Origin of the sequence: Nocardia sp. NPDC005366 (genome assembly GCF_040606855.1) — a bacterium.
Classification (GTDB): Bacteria; Actinomycetota; Actinomycetes; order Mycobacteriales; family Mycobacteriaceae; genus Nocardia.
Genome location: NZ_JBEXFQ010000011.1, coordinates 137159 through 151776, shown reverse-complemented (window position 1 = coordinate 151776; position 14618 = coordinate 137159). Strand labels below are relative to the sequence as shown.

Sequence of the window (14618 nt, the reverse complement as noted above, 5' to 3'; positions counted from 1 at the left end):
CCGGACCACATCGACGAATAGAGGTAGAGATGACCGGACGGGTCGAAGGAAAGGTCGCGTTCATCACCGGCGCGGCACGCGGCCAGGGTCGCAGCCACGCGGTGCGTTTGGCACAGGAGGGCGCCGACATCATCGCGATCGATGTCTGCAAGCCGGTCAGCGGCACCGATCTGATCCCCTCGTCCACGCCGGAGGATCTGGCCGAGACCGCCGAGTTGGTGAAGGGTTTGGGTCGTCGGATCGTCACCGCTGAGGTGGACGTCCGCGATTACGATGCTCTGGCCGCCGCTGTCGCGGGCGGTGTGGAGGAGTTGGGCGGTCTCGACATCATCGTCGCCAACGCTGGTATCGGCAACGGCGGTGAGACGCTGGACAAGCTGAGCGAGCAGGACTGGCAGACGATGATCGACATCAATCTGGCCGGTGTCTGGAAGGCGGTGAAAGCCGGTGTGCCGCACCTGTTGTCGGCGGGCAAAGGCGGCTCGATCATCTTGACCAGTTCGGTGGGCGGCCTCAAGGCGTACCCGAACACCGGCCACTACATCGCGGCCAAGCACGGTGTGGTGGGTTTGATGCGGACCTTCGCCGTGGAACTGGGCCAGCATTCGATCCGGGTCAATTCGGTGCACCCGACGAATGTGAACACCCCGATGTTCATGAACAAGGGGACGATGAAGTTGTTCCGTCCGGATCTGGAGGATCCGACCGCGGAGGATATGGCCCCGGTCGCACAGTTCATGCATGTGCTGCCGATCGGCTGGGTCGAACCGGTGGATATCAGTAACGCCGTGCTGTTCCTGGCATCCGATGAAGCGCGCTACATCACCGGCCTGCCGATGACCGTCGACGCGGGCAGCACCCTGAAGTAGTAGGTCCGCCATCTGTCGACAATTTCCGGGGCGCGCTCGCGTCCCGGAAATTGTTCGTTCAGTGGCGTATTCGCAGATCGGTCGGATGGCCGCTCGGCCGCGCCGAGAAGCGGAGTCCGGCCCATCACGAGAAGTCGCGGCCACCGGGGCCGCGCACGGTGCGCAGGAGGCGCGATGACGAATCCCGCAGGGGAGCAGACGAGGTCGGCCGATATCGCGGCGACGCAGGACAGTCCCGTCCTCGAATCGTCGGTCCGGCGCATGCTCGACATCTTCGATGTGCGGCCCAGTGGGGACAACACCTTCACCGGCACGAGCGACGGCGGCTCGCGCAAGGTGGTCGACGGCACCCAGTTACTCGCCCAATCCATCGTTGCCGCCGCGAAACTGTTGCCGGGCAAGTCGATTCGATCGGCGCACGTCGTATTCGCGCGCGCCGCCGCCGCCGACGAACCACTCGAGTTCTCGGTCGAGGTCACCCACGAGGGCCGCTCGATCGCCTGCGCCGAGGTGGTGGTTCGCCAGGGTGCGCGCCGCTGCGCCTCGGTGACGATTCTCGCGGACGTTCCCTCCGCGGATGTGATCCGCCACCATGCGCCCCGCCCCGCCGTCGCCGCGCCCGAGGACGCGATCGAGACCTGGATGCCGATGACCGGGCGGCGATTGCGCATAGTCGACGTCGCCGATGTGAACGATCCCGACGAGGTCGGGCCGCCGGAATTGCACGCCTGGCTGCACTACGATCCGATACCCGACCGGGAAGATCTCGCCAAGGCCCTGCTGGCTCATTTCACCGGTCACCTCTCGGTGTCGACGACCATGCGGCCGCATCCCGGCGTCGGCACAAGTCAAGCGCACCACAGCATTTCGACCGCCGTGATGACCGTGGCGGTCAGTTTCCACGAGCCAGTCGCGTGGGACGGCTGGCTGCTCTACTCACACGAGAGCACCCAGGTGGGCGCCGGAATGTCCTATGTTCGCGGTCTCGTGCACACTGAGGACGGTCGGCTCATCGCGTCGTTCACCCAGGAGGCGCTGATCCGTCCACTGGTCGGCGACATCTCCGCCATCCCCGCCTCGGCGCGGCTGTGACCGCGCCGAACGGAAAGGAAATTCGATGAGCGCATCGTCCGCGGAGCCGTCCGGCTTCGACGCGCGACCCGACTACCGCGTCGATATCCACCGGCGTCGTAACCTGGTCACCGCCCATCTCGGCGACCGGCTCATCGCGGAGACCACCCGTCCGCTGCTGGTCGATGAACAGGACCACGGCCTCGTCTTCTATTTCCCCCGCGACGATGTGAAGGTCGAGCTGCGCAGGGACGAGTCGGTGTCCACCCGCTGCCCGTTCAAGGGCGAGGCCACCTACTGGCGTTTCGACGGCGACGGCGAGACGCCCCTGTGCTGGAGCTACGACGATCCCGTCCTCCAGGTCGCTCGTCTGCGCGACCACGTCGCGTTCTACCAGGACACCCTGCATATCCGGCTCGGCGTGGCCACCCCCGCCGTCGTCGGCTACCACGCCCCCGCCTGACCTACGGCATACGGATCCAACGGCGTGGCCATCCGCGCGCACCCGGTGCGCGCGGATGGCCACGAGTCGTCGGATCAGGCGATGTCGAACCGGTCGAGATCGGACACCTTCACCCACGCGGCGACGAAGTCGCGCACGAACTTCTCCTTCGCGTCGTCGGTGGCGTAGACCTCGGCCAAGGCCCGCAGCTGCGAATTCGAACCGAACACCAGGTCGACCCGGCTACCGGTCCACTTGACCGCACCGGAGGCGTCGCGGCCTTCGAAGGTCTCAGCGTCCTCGGAGGTCGGCTGCCACTTGGTGTCGATATCGAGCAGATTGACGAAGAAGTCGTTGGTCAACGACTCGGGGGTCGAGGTGAACACGCCCAGCGAGGACTGCTGGTAGTTCGCGCCGAGCACCCGCAGGCCGCCGATCAGGACCGTCAACTCGGGTCCGCTCAGGGTGAGCAGATTCGCCTTGTCGATCAGCAGATATTCGGCGGGCAGGCGATTGCCCTTGCCGAGGTAGTTGCGGAAGCCGTCGGCGGCAGGTTCGAGCGCGGAGAAGGACTCCACATCGGTCTGCTCCTGGGTGGCATCGGTACGTCCCGGCGTGAACGGCACCTCGATATCGAATCCAGCGCTCTTGGCGGCCTTTTCGACCGCCGCGGCCCCGCCGAGCACGACGACGTCGGCGAACGACACCTTCGTATTGCCGGTCTGCGCGGCGTTGAAGGCCGCCTGGACGCCTTCGAGCGTGCGCACCACCTGCGCGAGCTCGTCGGGTTCGTTGACCTCCCAGCCACTCTGCGGCTGGAGGCGGATCCGGCCGCCGTTCGCGCCGCCACGCTTATCGCTGCCACGGAACGACGAGGCCGCGGCCCACGCGGTGGAAACCAGCTGCGAGACAGTCAGACCCGACGACAGGATCTGGTTCTTGAGGGCGGCGATGTCCTCGGCCCCGATGAGGTCGTGGGTGACGGCGGGCACGGGGTCCTGCCACAGCAGCGTTTCCTGCGGGACGAGCGGGCCGAGGTAGCGCACGACCGGGCCCATATCGCGGTGGGTGAGCTTGTACCAGGCCTTGGCGAACTCGTCGGCGAACTCCTGCGGATGCTCGAGCCACCGGCGGGTGATCTGCTCGTAGATCGGATCGAACCGCAACGACAGGTCGGTGGTCAGCATGACCGGTGTGTGGGTCACCGACGGATCGTGCGCGTCGGGCACCGTGCCCGCTCCGGCGCCGTCCTTGGGGATCCACTGCCACGCTCCGGCGGGGCTCTTGGTCTTCTCCCACTCGTAGCCGTACAGGGTCTCGAGGAAGCTGTTGTCCCAGGTCTTCGGAGTTGGCGTCCACGCGCCCTCCAGACCGCTGGTGATGGCGTCCTTGCCGACGCCGGTGCCGAAGCTGCTGCGCCAGCCCAGACCCTGCTCCTCCAGCGGCGCGGCCTCGGGCTCGGGGCCGACCAGATCGGCGGGGCCCGCGCCGTGGGTTTTGCCGAAGGTGTGCCCGCCCGCGATCAACGCGGCCGTCTCGACGTCGTTCATCGCCATGCGGCGGAACGTCTCACGGATGTCGATCGCAGCGGCGAGTGGATCCGGATTGCCGTTGGGCCCTTCGGGATTGACGTAGATCAGGCCCATCTGGACGGCGGCGAGCGGGGTTTCGAGATCGCGGTCGCCCGTGTAGCGGGCATCGCCGAGCCAGGTGTGCTCGGGACCCCAGTAGACGTCCTCCTCGGGCTCCCACTGGTCGACCCGGCCACCGCCGAAACCGAAGGTGGTGAAACCCATCGATTCCAGGGCGACATTGCCGGCGTAGACCATGAGGTCTGCCCACGACAGCTTGCTGCCGTACTTCTTCTTGACCGGCCACAGCAGTCGGCGGGCCTTGTCGAGGCTGGCATTGTCGGGCCAGCTGTTGAGCGGCGCGAACCGCTGCATGCCCGCCCCGGCGCCGCCGCGACCGTCGCTGATGCGGTAGGTGCCCGCGGCGTGCCACGCCATCCGCACGAACAGTGGACCGTAATGGCCGTAGTCGGCGGGCCACCACGGCTGCGAGGTGGTCATGACATCGATGATGTCCTGTTTCACCGCGGCCAGGTCGAGGGTTTCGAACGCCGCGGCGTAGTCGAAATCCCCGCCGAACGGATTGGCGACTGCCGGATTCTTCTGCAGGATCTTCAGATTGAGCTGGTTCGGCCACCAGTCGCGGTTCCCGCCGCCCTCGGTGGGGTGCGCGCGCAGTCCGGAGACGACCGGGCAACCGGGTTCCGTATTGGCTTCGGCTATCGGCGGGTGTTCCTCGGGCATGGAGATTCCTTCCGAAAGGTGTGATCGGTTGTGATCACGTCTGCGGTGTCGAGCAATCGGGGCACAGACCCCAGTAGATGACTTCGGCCTCGTCGAGCTGGAAACCGTTGTCGTCGGCCGCGTTCAGGCAGGGTGTCTCGCCGACGGCGCAGTCGACGTCGACGATGAGCCCGCAGGAACGACAGATGAGGTGGTGGTGGTTGTCCGCGACCCGCGCTTCGTAGCGGGCCGATGAGCCGGACGGCTGAATCCGTCGCACGAGTCCGGCGGCGGTCAGGGCGTGCAGCACGTCGTAGACGGCCTGCCGGGACACCCCGGTCAGGTCGGCACGGACAGCTCCGAAGATCGTGTCCGTATCGGCGTGCGGGTGCGCGTGCACCGCGTCGAGCACGGCGATACGGGGCCGGGTTACGCGCAGGGCAGCCGCTCGTAGCTGCTCTGCGTAATCCGACGTCCTGGACACCCTGACACTATGACTGTCTTTTCTGGAATCAGTCAAGAGTTTGTCCGATTCGATTTCTTACGCGGGCCTCCCTGGGGCCTGGTCGGCGTCTACGGGGCGCGGGACCGTACCGGCCGCGCTCGCGCCCTGTCCCGCCCGGTGGGCTACCGCCAGCACGGATGCTATCGAAACGCCCCGTTCCTGTTCGTGTTTCGCGCCGATGTTCCCGGGTATCCGCCGATCGTTCACGTCGGTAGGAGCGAAGACGCGGCGGGTCCGATTCCGGTCGGCACTCCGCGTCGGTGCGGTACGCGACCCGGCGCCGCTACCTTTCAGAGGAAAGCGATATGAGTCGAATCACAACTTTCACGACCCCGTCGACGGGGTCGCCGTCGCGGGGCGGTTCGTCCTCGGCCGCGGGCCGGTTGGCCCAGAACAGCGTCTTCGAGCGATTCGCCCGCGCGGGTTTCGTCATGACGGGCCTCGTGCACCTGCTCGTCGGCTATATCGCCATTCGCATCGCGCTCGGGGGTGAGGGCGGATCCGCCGACCAGTCCGGCGCCATGGCGGAACTGGCGGAAAAGCCCGGTGGCGGGATCATCCTGTGGCTGGGAGCGGTCGCCTTCGCGATGCTCGGCCTGTGGCGGCTCGTCGAATCGGCGCTCGGCAGCCCGTCCAAACCCGACCCGGACGACAAGAAATCGCTGGCGTTCCACCGTGGAAAGGCGTTCGGTGAGGCGGTGCTCTACATCGCCTTCGCGATTTCCGTCCTCGCCTTCGCGCGGGGTAGCGGCAAATCCAGCGGCGAACAGAATGCCGGGATCACCGCGCGCCTGATGCAGAGCACGGCGGGCACGATCGCCCTCGTGATCGGCGCGCTGATCATCATCGGCATCGGCGGCTACTACATGTACAAGGGCGCCACCAAACGGTTCATGAAGGATCTGGAGGGCGGGGCGGGCGCGATGGTGCGCAGGCTCGGCACCGTCGGGTACCTCGCGAAGGGCGCGGCCGTCGCCGCTATCGGCGTGCTCGTGATCGTCGCCACCACCCGATCCGAGCCCGATAAGGCTTCCGGACTCGACGGGGCACTGAAAACCCTGGGCGCACAACCCTACGGCGTCGTTCTGCTCATCGCCGCCGGACTCGGCATCATCACCTACGGCCTCTACAGTTTCGCCAGGGCCGAGTACGCCAAAATGTAGCCGACGCGAAAATGTCGCGAGGGGCGCGCCACCGACACCGGCGGCGCGCCCCTCGGCATATCGAGGAATCCCCGGCTGCGTGTCCTCGGAGATCGAACACCCGCGGCCGCGACCGGACTCACGCGTCGGACGATACGACCTTCGCCGACCGGACCCGGGGGAGTCCGAGATTGTCTCGTAGCGTGGTTCCCTCGTAGTCGCCGCGCAATACGCCTCGGTCCTGGAGCAGCGGCACCACTGTGTCGACGAATTCGTCCAGACCCCACGGCACCAGGTGAGAGCCGAGGATGAAGCCGTCGGAACCGTCGTTCTGGACGAACGTATCGATCTGCTCGGCCACCTGGGCGGGCGTGCCGACCAGGGGACCGCGTTCGAACTGATCGATCACCACCTCGCGCAGGGTGAGTTTCTTCGTCTCGGCGATGCCGCGCAGGCGTTCGGCCGTGGCGAACCGGTCCTGGTGCAGGAACGCGCGGCCCTGGATGATCGGCGCGGCATCGGGGTCGGGATCGATATCGGGTATCGGACCCTCGGGGTCGTAGCCGGACAGGTCGCGATTCCAGATCTGTTCCAGCAGAATCAGCGCGGTCTGCCCGGTGACCTGTTCGTCGCGGATGGCGCGGAATTTCTCGATGGCTTCACCCTCGGTGTCCCCGAGGACGAAACTGGCCGATGGCAGGATCTTGATGTCGTCGGCCGCGCGTCCGGCGGCGACGGCGCGCGCCTTGATATCGCGGTAGAAATCCGCGGCTTCCGGCAGTTTGCCGTACGGGGAGAAGATGGCGTCGGCATTGGCGGCGGCGAAATCGCGGCCCTGGGGGGACACGCCCGCTTGCAGGATCACCGGTCTGCCCTGGGGACTGCGCGGCACGGTGAACCGTCCGGAGATATCGAATTGGCTGCCGTGGAAGGCGAATTCGCCCGCCTCGGCGCGCGCGAGGAACCGGCCGGAATCCTTGTCGGCGACGATGTCGTCGGCCTCCCACGAATCCCACAGGGCGCGAACCGCGTTCAGCGTCTCCTCGGCCCGCACGTAGCGGTCGGCCGGGTCGAGGAATCCACCCCGGCGGAAGTTCTGGCCGGTGAACGCGTCGAACGAGGTGACCACATTCCAGGCGGCCCGTCCGCCGGACAGATGATCCAGACTCGCCAACTGGCGGGCCAGTTCGTAGGGCTCGTTGAAGGTGGCGTTGATCGTGCCCGCGAGCCCGAGATGTTCGGTGACCGCGGCGATCGAGGCCAGCACGGTGAAGGTGTCGGGGCGGCCGATGATGTCCTGATCGAAGATCTTGCCCGCGCGTTCGCGCAGGATGAGACCTTCGGCGAGGAAGAAGAAATCGAATTTGCCGCGCTCGGCGGTGCGCGCGGTGTGTTCGAAACTGCTGAAATCGATCTGGCTGCCCGCCTCGGGATGCCACCAGGCGGTGTGATGGTTGACGCCGCCGAGGTAGGCGCCGAGGATGACCTGCTTACGGGGAGTGCTCACGGTGACCTCGCTCAGGCAGTCGCGTAACGGTTGGGGACGGTGGCGGACAGGCCGAGCAGCGAACGCAGCGACCCCTCCGGGTAGCCGGTGCGGAATGCGCCACGGCTCTGCAACGCGGGGACGAGCCGGTCGGCGATGGAAGCGAGATCGTCGACGGCGGCACCGGGCCGCAACCGGAACCCGTCGATCCCCCGCTCGCTCCAGGCGCCGAGCAGGTCGGCGAGATCATCGGCGCTGCCCGCGAAAATCGCCGCGTCGGAGGAGAATTCGTGTCCGGCGAGTTCGTTCAACCGTGCCAGGCGCCGCGGTCCGCTCGCTTCGTCGGTATCGAGGAAGACGACGATATCGGCGTAGATCCGCAGTGGTTCGCCGTCGCGCTCCACCCGCGCCGCCGCCGCGGCCACCTGGTCGACGATCGGGCCGGGACCGCTCTCGAGCGTCGGCGTCACGAAGACCACATCCGCTGTGCGGGCGGCGAATTCGTATATCAGCGGGGCATGCGCCAACGCCGTCACCACCGGCTGTCCCTGAGGCGGACGCGGGGTGATGGAGGGGCCGCGCACGCTGAAGAAGCGGCCTTCGAAGTCGACGTAATGCAGTTTGTCGCGGTCGATGAAGCGGCGGGCGGCCACGTCGCGGATTTCGGCGCCGTCCTCCCAGCTGTCCCAGAGCCGGCGCACTACCTCGACGGCGTCCACGGCTTCGTCGAAAAGATCGTGCACGTGGCGGGGGAAGGCGCCCGACGCATGCGCCTGCGCCAGTTCGGCGCCGGTGAGGTCACGCAGTTCGCGGCGTCCGAAATGGGCGGCCTCCTCGGCGGTGCCGGACACCCGCACCTGCCATCCGGCCCGGCCCAGCGATGTGTAGTCGAGGGTGGCGATGGCCTTGGAGACATGGAACGGTTCGGTGTGGGTGGTGGTCACCGTCGGAATGAGCCCGATATGGCGGGTGACCGGCGCGACGCGCGCGGCGATCAGATGGGCATCGATCCTGGCGCCGACCCGGTCGGTGATGTCGTCGGAGGGCGCGTGCCGCCGCGCGGGAATCGCCAGACTGTCCTCGATGCTCACGAAATCGAGCAGGCCGCGCTGCGCGGTCGCGACCAGATCCGTCCAGTATCCGGCGGCGAACAGTTCGGTTGGCCGTGAGTTCGGCGCCCGCCAGGCGGCCGGATGCCAGCCCGCTCCGTCGAGCGCGACGCCGATATGTAGGGGGTTCGGTGCCATCGTCTCCCGTTTCTGTGCATGCGTGAAGGCTGTCTCACTCAACGCGCGCGGCGGTGCGAACCGGGGGCGGGGGCGACCCGTACCCGCCTCGGCGACCGGTGTCCATGCCCCGCGCAGTCATCGCTCGACACCGAAATCGGCTGGCCACGCGGTAGACCCGTGGCGGCGGGGCCGTGGGACGCGCGCCCGCCTGGTCCGCGGTCAACGGTTGAAATCAGCTCGATCGCTGGGAAATACGGTCGACGAGCCATCGCAGGCGCCCGCGCCCGGGGGTCACGGCCGAGTGGCGGGGCCGGGGTGGCGCAGGCCGCGCAGCAGCAGTTCCCATGCCTCCTGCGCGACCGCGGGACGAAGGGGCGCCGCGGTTTTGGCCAGCAGCGCGGCCAGCATGGCGATGGCGAGGAACAGATGGTCGGCGCTGGTATCCGCGCTGATACTGCCGCGCGTCGTCGGGGCGGCGAGTTTGGCGCTGAACAGTTCGCTGACGCGCAGCCCTATCTCGGCCAGCAGGGGATCGGAGCTGTCGGGAGCCAGGAGCGCGATGAACGCGGCCGAGCCGACCAATTGCCCGACGATCATCGCCAGCACCTCGTCGAGGGTCGCCTCGGGGCGTGCGGCGAAGATCTCGAGATCGCGGATGCCGTCGTCGAAGGTCGCCAGCATCAGGCTTTCACGGGTGGGGAAATGCCGGTACAGACTGCCCGAACCCACGCCTGCGACGCGGGCCACCTCCGCGAGCGAGGCGTCGGGGCCATCCTCGGCCAGCACGTGTTTCGCGGCGGCCAGGATCGCGGCGCGATTCTGTGCGGCAGCCGCCGGTCCTCTATTGACGCGGCGCGGGGCGGTCACGCACACTACCTTACCAACCGGAGACACCTCTCCGGTTTGATGGCCTGCTTCGAGGACCGCGCGGGCTCGACCACGAGGAGTGCAATGTCCACCTACGTTCTGGTGCACGGTGGCGGCCACGGCGGCTGGTGCTATCAGCCGGTGGCGCGGCTACTGCGGCAAGCCGGTCATGAGGTTTACACCCCGACTCTGACCGGGCTGGGTGAGCGCGCCCACCTGCGGTCGCCCGATATCGGACTGTCCACCCACATCGAGGATGTGGCCGCAGTGCTGCATTACGAGGATCTGCGCGATGTGGTGCTCGTCGGACACAGTTACGGCGGCATGGTGATCACCGGCGTCGCCGATCGCGCCTCCGAGCGGGTCGGCCGTCTGGTGTATCTGGACGCGGCGACCCCGGTCGACGGCCAGTCGCTGGTGGATGTCGCGGGCCCCATCATCACCTCCATCAGGCCCTTCGGCAGCGTCGTCGACGGCGTCGAACTGGTGCTGGAGCCCACACCCGACGCGGGGCTGTTCTACGGCGTGACCGATCCGGACGATCTGGCGTGGATGGCCGCGCGACTGACTGCGCACCCGTGGAAATGTTTCGATGAGCCCCTCGTGCTGCGCGACCCGGCCGCGCTCGCCGCGATTCCCTGTTATCACGTCGTGTGCACCTCCACCCTGGCCACCCGCGACCCCCAATTGATCGCCGCCGCCCGCGCCGAGAACCGGTTGTGGGATATCGATACCGGCCACGACCTGATGATCACCGAACCGCGCGCCGTCGCGGACGCCCTCGTCGCGGCATCGACGCGCTGATACCGTCCCCGGAACATCCGCCGAGGCGCGCCGCGGCCGTCAGGGGACGACGATCGGGAATAGCGGATCGGGTGAATCCAGCAGATCGACAAAGGTTTTCAGAACGGTGGGATCGCCGTCGATGGTGATATCGGCGAGGCCGTCACCGCCGAGGATTCCGAGCAACTGCGTCGTGGTGAGGTGCAGCGTGAGATCGGCGGCGCCGCGCAACGGAGCCTCGCTGGTGTGGGCGCGGTGGGTCAGAGCGCCGTTCGAGAGGGTGAGCCGGATGATCCGGCCCTGGTCGATGAGGTCCCAATCCATGATCAGCGGCGTCGCGGCCGCGCGTGGCCCGTCGATGCGGACGGCGAGGGCATCGATGATCATGTCGACGGGTAGGGCGGCCAGCACCTCGGGGTTGGCGGTGTCGATATCGGTCGGTGTGACGCCGTGTCGCAGTTCCCATGCGCCGACGAGGTAGAAGTTTCGCCAGGTTCCGTTCTCGGCGCCGGTGCCGAGTCGTTCATAGACCTCGGCCAGTGCGCTCTTGGCGTCGTCGTTATCGGGCGCGGCGAAGACGGCGTGGTTGAGCAAGGTGGCGGCGAATCGCAGATCGCCCTGCTCGGCGTAGGCGCGTCCCTTGCCGATGACGGCGTCGATCCCGCCGTAATCGGCGACGTAGCGTCGGGCCTGCGCGACGGGGGGATGTTCCCACAGATGCGCGGGGTTGCCGTCGAACCAGCCCATATAGCGCTGGTAGACGGCTTTGACATTGTGGCTCGCCGACCCGTAGTACCCGCGATTGGCCCACAGGCCGTCGAGCGCAGGGGGGAAGGTGAACTCCTCGGCGATCTCGGAACCCGTGAACCCCTTGTTGATCAAGCGGAGTGTCTGATCGTGCATGTAGGCGTACATATCGCGTTGCCCGGCCAGCCAGTTCGTCCAGTTCTCGCGTCCCCAGGTCGGCCAGTGATGGGAGGCGAACGCGACATCGGCCTTCTCCGCGAACAGCCCGATCGCTTCATCGAGATACTCGGCCCACACGCGGGAATCGCGCACGACCGCGCCGCGCAACGTGAGGATGTTGTGCATATTGTGGGTCGCGTTCTCGGCCATGCACAGAGCGCGGCGATCGGGGAACAGGAAGTTCATCTCGGCGGGCGCTTCGGTGCCCGGCGTGAGCTGGAAGACGATGCGGACCCCGTCGATCTCTTCCTCCTGCCCGGTATGGGTGATGTCCACGGTCGGGGGTATCAGACCGACGGCTCCCGTGGAGGTGGTCATGCCGAGACCGCAGCCGATCTGTCCGCCCGGGCCTTTGTCGAGTCCCGCGCCGTACATGAAGACGGCGCGCCGCGTCATCGCGGCGCCCGCGTAGACGTTCTCGCTGACGGCATGTTCGAGGAATCCGATCGGCGCGAGAATGGGCACCCTGTCCAGGCCGGGCGGGAGGACGCCGCCTACGCCCCCGAAATGGTCGACGTGCGAGTGGGTGTAGATGACGCCGGTCACCGGCCGTTCCCCTCGGTGGGCGCGATAGAGCAGCAGGGCGGCCGCGGCGGTTTCCGCCGAGATCAGCGGATCGATGACGATCACGCCTTCGGTGCCCTCGACCAGCGTCATATTGGACAGATCGAGGTTACGAACCTGGTAGATGCCTTCGGCGACTTCGAAAAGACCCTGCTTGTTACACAACTGGCCCTGCCGCCAGAGGCTGGGATGCGCCGTGGGCGGGCAGTCGGCATCGAGGAAGCCGTATGCCGGGCCGTCCCAGATCACGTGTCCGTCGGCCGCGGTGATCACCGCCGGATCCAATGCCGCGACGAACCCGCGCGCGGCGTCGTCGAAATCGGTCGTATCGTCGAAATTCAGCGACGTGCTCATGATTTCCTCATTTCCGAATACGGCGGCATCCAGGGACTGGGCGATTACAGGGCTGTCGGCCACGCTAGGGAACCGGCGAGGTGACCGGATCACCCCACGGGGGTGAGAAGCGCGCGCTGCGTCGAATCACATATCGGCGGGACGCCAAGTGGCCACGGCCAAGATCGCGGCCATTTTCACCGTGATGACCACGGCGGCCCATCCCGGATAGTGCGGCAGCCAGGCGAAATCAATGACGATCGAGGCCATCGCGCAGACGACGGAGCCCATCCGCGCCCAGATTCGGCCGCCGATCAACCCCGCGCCGCAGATGATCAGCGTCGCCCCGAGTGCCAGGTGAAACCATCCCCACGTGTTGTCGTCGAATCGGTGCAGGTTGTCGATATCGATGAGCACCGGGCGATGCCCGGTGAAACAGGCGACGCTGAGCACCATCGACATCGCGCCCGCGGCAATCAGCAGGATCGCCCACGCGATGGCCGCGACAGCGGCAGTTGCTTGTCGGGATGAGAGCCCAGGTTCCTCGACGAAGGTCAGCGCCGGCTCCGGCACGCGGCGGGGCGTGCTCAGCACGACGCGGCGGCCATGGTAATCGCGGTGTCGCTGCGGCGAATTCATGATCGGATAGCGCACCGGACTCGAGCAACCGGGACATAGATTCTCGTTGACCATTACCGCATCGTCCGATTCGCGCCCCGATCGCGCGTCATCCGATTCGGGTGAGAAAACGACGAGCCCCGTCCGGACAGCGGAAACGGACGTCATTCGGAAGCGCCGGGTATGCCCCCGAGCGGGGGCATCCGGCCCGAAACGACGAGTAGTGCCGCGCGATCACCCGCGCGGCCGACTCGCACCGCCTATGCGGTCGATTTCTGATACGCGTCAAGAACTTCCGCAGATATCCGCCCTCGGCTGGATACCTCCATGCCGTTGTTCCTCGCCCACTCGCGGATGGTCTGGGCCTGCTCGCGGTCGGTGACCGGCCGTATCCGGCTCTCGCCGCGCGAGGCCCGACCCGCCCGGCGGGCATGTGGCGTCCATCGCTCGAAGATGCCGCGCAGTCTCGCGCCGTTGAGCACGGAGAGGTCCATCTCGTAGGCGACACCGTCCACGGCGAAATGCACTGTCTCCTCAGCCTCGGACTTGCCGTCGTAGTCGTCGACCAGCTCCACCGTGACTTTGCGCGCCATTCAAGATTCCTTCGACGATCGAGCGAACGATGAGACGTCATCGTAGCCCGGATGTCGTCCGACCGATCGGCGAGGTGAAATGCTCCCGTGAACTGCGCGTTTGCCCGCCGCTATCCGCGCTTCGCCCACCGGCGCAGCCCGCCCGGTCGACGCATCATCAGGACACCGAGCGCGGCGACCGCGATCCCGCGCGGCGCTTCGTAGATGAATCCGGACAGTCCGGCGGTCGCGGGAATCGGCAGGAAGAAACCGACCATGCCGACCAGCGTCAGCAGCGCGATCCAGCGCGGAACCGCGTGATTGCGCACCATGCTCGCACCGAGTAGACCCATCCCGGCCAGCATCACCAGTCCGCCGACGGTGTTGAACAATGCGAACGCGGTGGTGTCGATCATATTGTCGTTGTCGGCGATCAGGTGCGCGGTGTCGGGATCGGACGCGAACGGATAGGCGACGAATAATTCGACGGTGAGATGTCCGGTCGCGGTGACGATATTGCCGACCAGGTAGCTGACCGCGCCGATGAACCCGGCGAGGCCGAGGCGCGGGCGCAGCCACGCGTACATGCCGGGCAGGCCGAGGACGAGCAGGATGGTTCCGATGCCGAGCAGAGTCTGCGCGATCGGAGTACCAGGGCTGCTGGTCAGCGCCTCGACAGAGTGGCCTTTACCCGCGACGATCGGATGCAGTGTGCCGCCGGCGATGCACAGTGTGCCGCCGACGCTCAGCGCGGCGCCGCACAGCCGCAGTACAGTCTCGCGTGACGGGCTGCCCGTGACGGCCCGGTTGTCGCTGGCGATCGGGGTTGGCAGGATAGCGTTCGTGGTTGTCATGAGCCGAGGATCGATCAGGGCGC

Annotated in this window: 14 protein-coding genes; 5 read left to right on the top strand and 9 right to left on the bottom strand. The window is 67.0% G+C overall.

Annotated features, from left to right (window positions below):
* Positions 1 to 29 precede the first annotated feature (29 nt).
* The 3 genes from ABZS43_RS15575 to ABZS43_RS15565 all read left to right on the top strand — a co-directional run bounded on the left by ABZS43_RS15575 (position 30) and on the right by ABZS43_RS15565 (position 2403).
* The gene (locus tag ABZS43_RS15575; RefSeq protein WP_355036555.1) at positions 30 to 869 is read left to right on the top strand and encodes a mycofactocin-coupled SDR family oxidoreductase; all 840 of its coding nucleotides are present in this window, start codon (positions 30 to 32) and stop codon (positions 867 to 869) included.
* Positions 870 to 1130: 261 nt separating this feature from the next.
* The gene (locus tag ABZS43_RS15570; RefSeq protein ID WP_355036604.1) at positions 1131 to 1961 is read left to right on the top strand and encodes an acyl-CoA thioesterase domain-containing protein; all 831 of its coding nucleotides are present in this window, start codon (positions 1131 to 1133) and stop codon (positions 1959 to 1961) included.
* Positions 1962 to 1986: 25 nt separating this feature from the next.
* On the top strand, positions 1987 to 2403 hold the full coding sequence (locus ABZS43_RS15565; RefSeq protein WP_355036554.1) for a DUF427 domain-containing protein: 417 nt from the start codon (positions 1987 to 1989) through the stop codon (positions 2401 to 2403).
* Between the two features lie 74 nt (positions 2404 to 2477).
* Here ABZS43_RS15565 and katG read toward each other — a convergent pair whose 3' ends face one another.
* Positions 2478 to 4697: a catalase/peroxidase HPI gene (gene katG, locus ABZS43_RS15560; protein WP_355036553.1), complete on the bottom strand. Its 2220-nt coding sequence runs from the start codon at positions 4695 to 4697 to the stop codon at positions 2478 to 2480.
* A 34-nt stretch (positions 4698 to 4731) separates the two neighbouring features.
* Positions 4732 to 5160, bottom strand: a complete 429-nt coding sequence (locus ABZS43_RS15555; RefSeq protein WP_355036552.1) for a Fur family transcriptional regulator — start codon at positions 5158 to 5160, stop codon at positions 4732 to 4734.
* 326 nt (positions 5161 to 5486) lie between these two features.
* On the opposite strand from ABZS43_RS15555, the gene ABZS43_RS15550 reads away from it, so the two are divergent.
* Positions 5487 to 6344 (top strand): DUF1206 domain-containing protein, encoded by an 858-nt coding sequence (locus tag ABZS43_RS15550; protein ID WP_355036551.1) that lies wholly within the window; start codon positions 5487 to 5489, stop codon positions 6342 to 6344.
* 118 nt (positions 6345 to 6462) lie between these two features.
* Here the strand turns inward: ABZS43_RS15550 and ABZS43_RS15545 are convergent, their stop codons facing one another.
* From ABZS43_RS15545 to ABZS43_RS15535, 3 genes are all read right to left on the bottom strand, one after another.
* Positions 6463 to 7830 (bottom strand): NtaA/DmoA family FMN-dependent monooxygenase, encoded by a 1368-nt coding sequence (locus ABZS43_RS15545; protein ID WP_355036550.1) that lies wholly within the window; start codon positions 7828 to 7830, stop codon positions 6463 to 6465.
* Positions 7831 to 7841: 11 nt separating this feature from the next.
* Positions 7842 to 9056, bottom strand: coding sequence for an LLM class flavin-dependent oxidoreductase (locus ABZS43_RS15540; RefSeq protein ID WP_355036549.1), 1215 nt, complete (start codon positions 9054 to 9056; stop codon positions 7842 to 7844).
* Positions 9057 to 9329: 273 nt separating this feature from the next.
* The gene (locus tag ABZS43_RS15535; protein WP_355036548.1) at positions 9330 to 9905 is read right to left on the bottom strand and encodes a helix-turn-helix domain-containing protein; all 576 of its coding nucleotides are present in this window, start codon (positions 9903 to 9905) and stop codon (positions 9330 to 9332) included.
* A gap of 84 nt (positions 9906 to 9989) precedes the next feature.
* On the opposite strand from ABZS43_RS15535, the gene ABZS43_RS15530 reads away from it, so the two are divergent.
* Complete coding sequence (locus ABZS43_RS15530; protein WP_355036547.1) at positions 9990 to 10709, top strand: alpha/beta hydrolase; 720 nt, start codon at positions 9990 to 9992, stop codon at positions 10707 to 10709.
* 39 nt (positions 10710 to 10748) lie between these two features.
* Here the strand turns inward: ABZS43_RS15530 and ABZS43_RS15525 are convergent, their stop codons facing one another.
* The 4 genes from ABZS43_RS15525 to ABZS43_RS15510 all read right to left on the bottom strand — a co-directional run bounded on the left by ABZS43_RS15525 (position 10749) and on the right by ABZS43_RS15510 (position 14595).
* The gene (locus ABZS43_RS15525) at positions 10749 to 12572 is read right to left on the bottom strand and encodes an alkyl sulfatase dimerization domain-containing protein (RefSeq protein ID WP_355036546.1); all 1824 of its coding nucleotides are present in this window, start codon (positions 12570 to 12572) and stop codon (positions 10749 to 10751) included.
* A 126-nt stretch (positions 12573 to 12698) separates the two neighbouring features.
* Positions 12699 to 13244, bottom strand: a complete 546-nt coding sequence (locus ABZS43_RS15520; protein ID WP_355036545.1) for a hypothetical protein — start codon at positions 13242 to 13244, stop codon at positions 12699 to 12701.
* Between the two features lie 185 nt (positions 13245 to 13429).
* Positions 13430 to 13762, bottom strand: coding sequence for an Lsr2 family protein (locus ABZS43_RS15515; RefSeq protein ID WP_355036544.1), 333 nt, complete (start codon positions 13760 to 13762; stop codon positions 13430 to 13432).
* 110 nt (positions 13763 to 13872) lie between these two features.
* Complete coding sequence (locus ABZS43_RS15510; protein ID WP_355036543.1) at positions 13873 to 14595, bottom strand: hypothetical protein; 723 nt, start codon at positions 14593 to 14595, stop codon at positions 13873 to 13875.
* Positions 14596 to 14618 lie beyond the last annotated feature (23 nt).

Bases quoted from the DNA above. Each gene is read 5' to 3' on its own strand.
- ABZS43_RS15575 (WP_355036555.1), top strand. From the start codon at position 30: ATGACCGGACGGGTCGAAGGAAAGGTCGCGTTCATCACCGGCGCGGCA.
- ABZS43_RS15570 (WP_355036604.1), top strand. From the start codon at position 1,131: ATGCTCGACATCTTCGATGTGCGGCCCAGTGGGGACAACACCTTCACC.
- ABZS43_RS15565 (WP_355036554.1), top strand. From the start codon at position 1,987: ATGAGCGCATCGTCCGCGGAGCCGTCCGGCTTCGACGCGCGACCCGAC.
- katG (WP_355036553.1), bottom strand. From the start codon at position 4,697: ATGCCCGAGGAACACCCGCCGATAGCCGAAGCCAATACGGAACCCGGT.
- ABZS43_RS15550 (WP_355036551.1), top strand. From the start codon at position 5,487: ATGAGTCGAATCACAACTTTCACGACCCCGTCGACGGGGTCGCCGTCG.
- ABZS43_RS15540 (WP_355036549.1), bottom strand. From the start codon at position 9,056: ATGGCACCGAACCCCCTACATATCGGCGTCGCGCTCGACGGAGCGGGC.
- ABZS43_RS15530 (WP_355036547.1), top strand. From the start codon at position 9,990: ATGTCCACCTACGTTCTGGTGCACGGTGGCGGCCACGGCGGCTGGTGC.
- ABZS43_RS15525 (WP_355036546.1), bottom strand. From the start codon at position 12,572: ATGAGCACGTCGCTGAATTTCGACGATACGACCGATTTCGACGACGCC.
- ABZS43_RS15520 (WP_355036545.1), bottom strand. From the start codon at position 13,244: ATGGTCAACGAGAATCTATGTCCCGGTTGCTCGAGTCCGGTGCGCTAT.
- ABZS43_RS15515 (WP_355036544.1), bottom strand. From the start codon at position 13,762: ATGGCGCGCAAAGTCACGGTGGAGCTGGTCGACGACTACGACGGCAAG.
- ABZS43_RS15510 (WP_355036543.1), bottom strand. From the start codon at position 14,595: ATGACAACCACGAACGCTATCCTGCCAACCCCGATCGCCAGCGACAAC.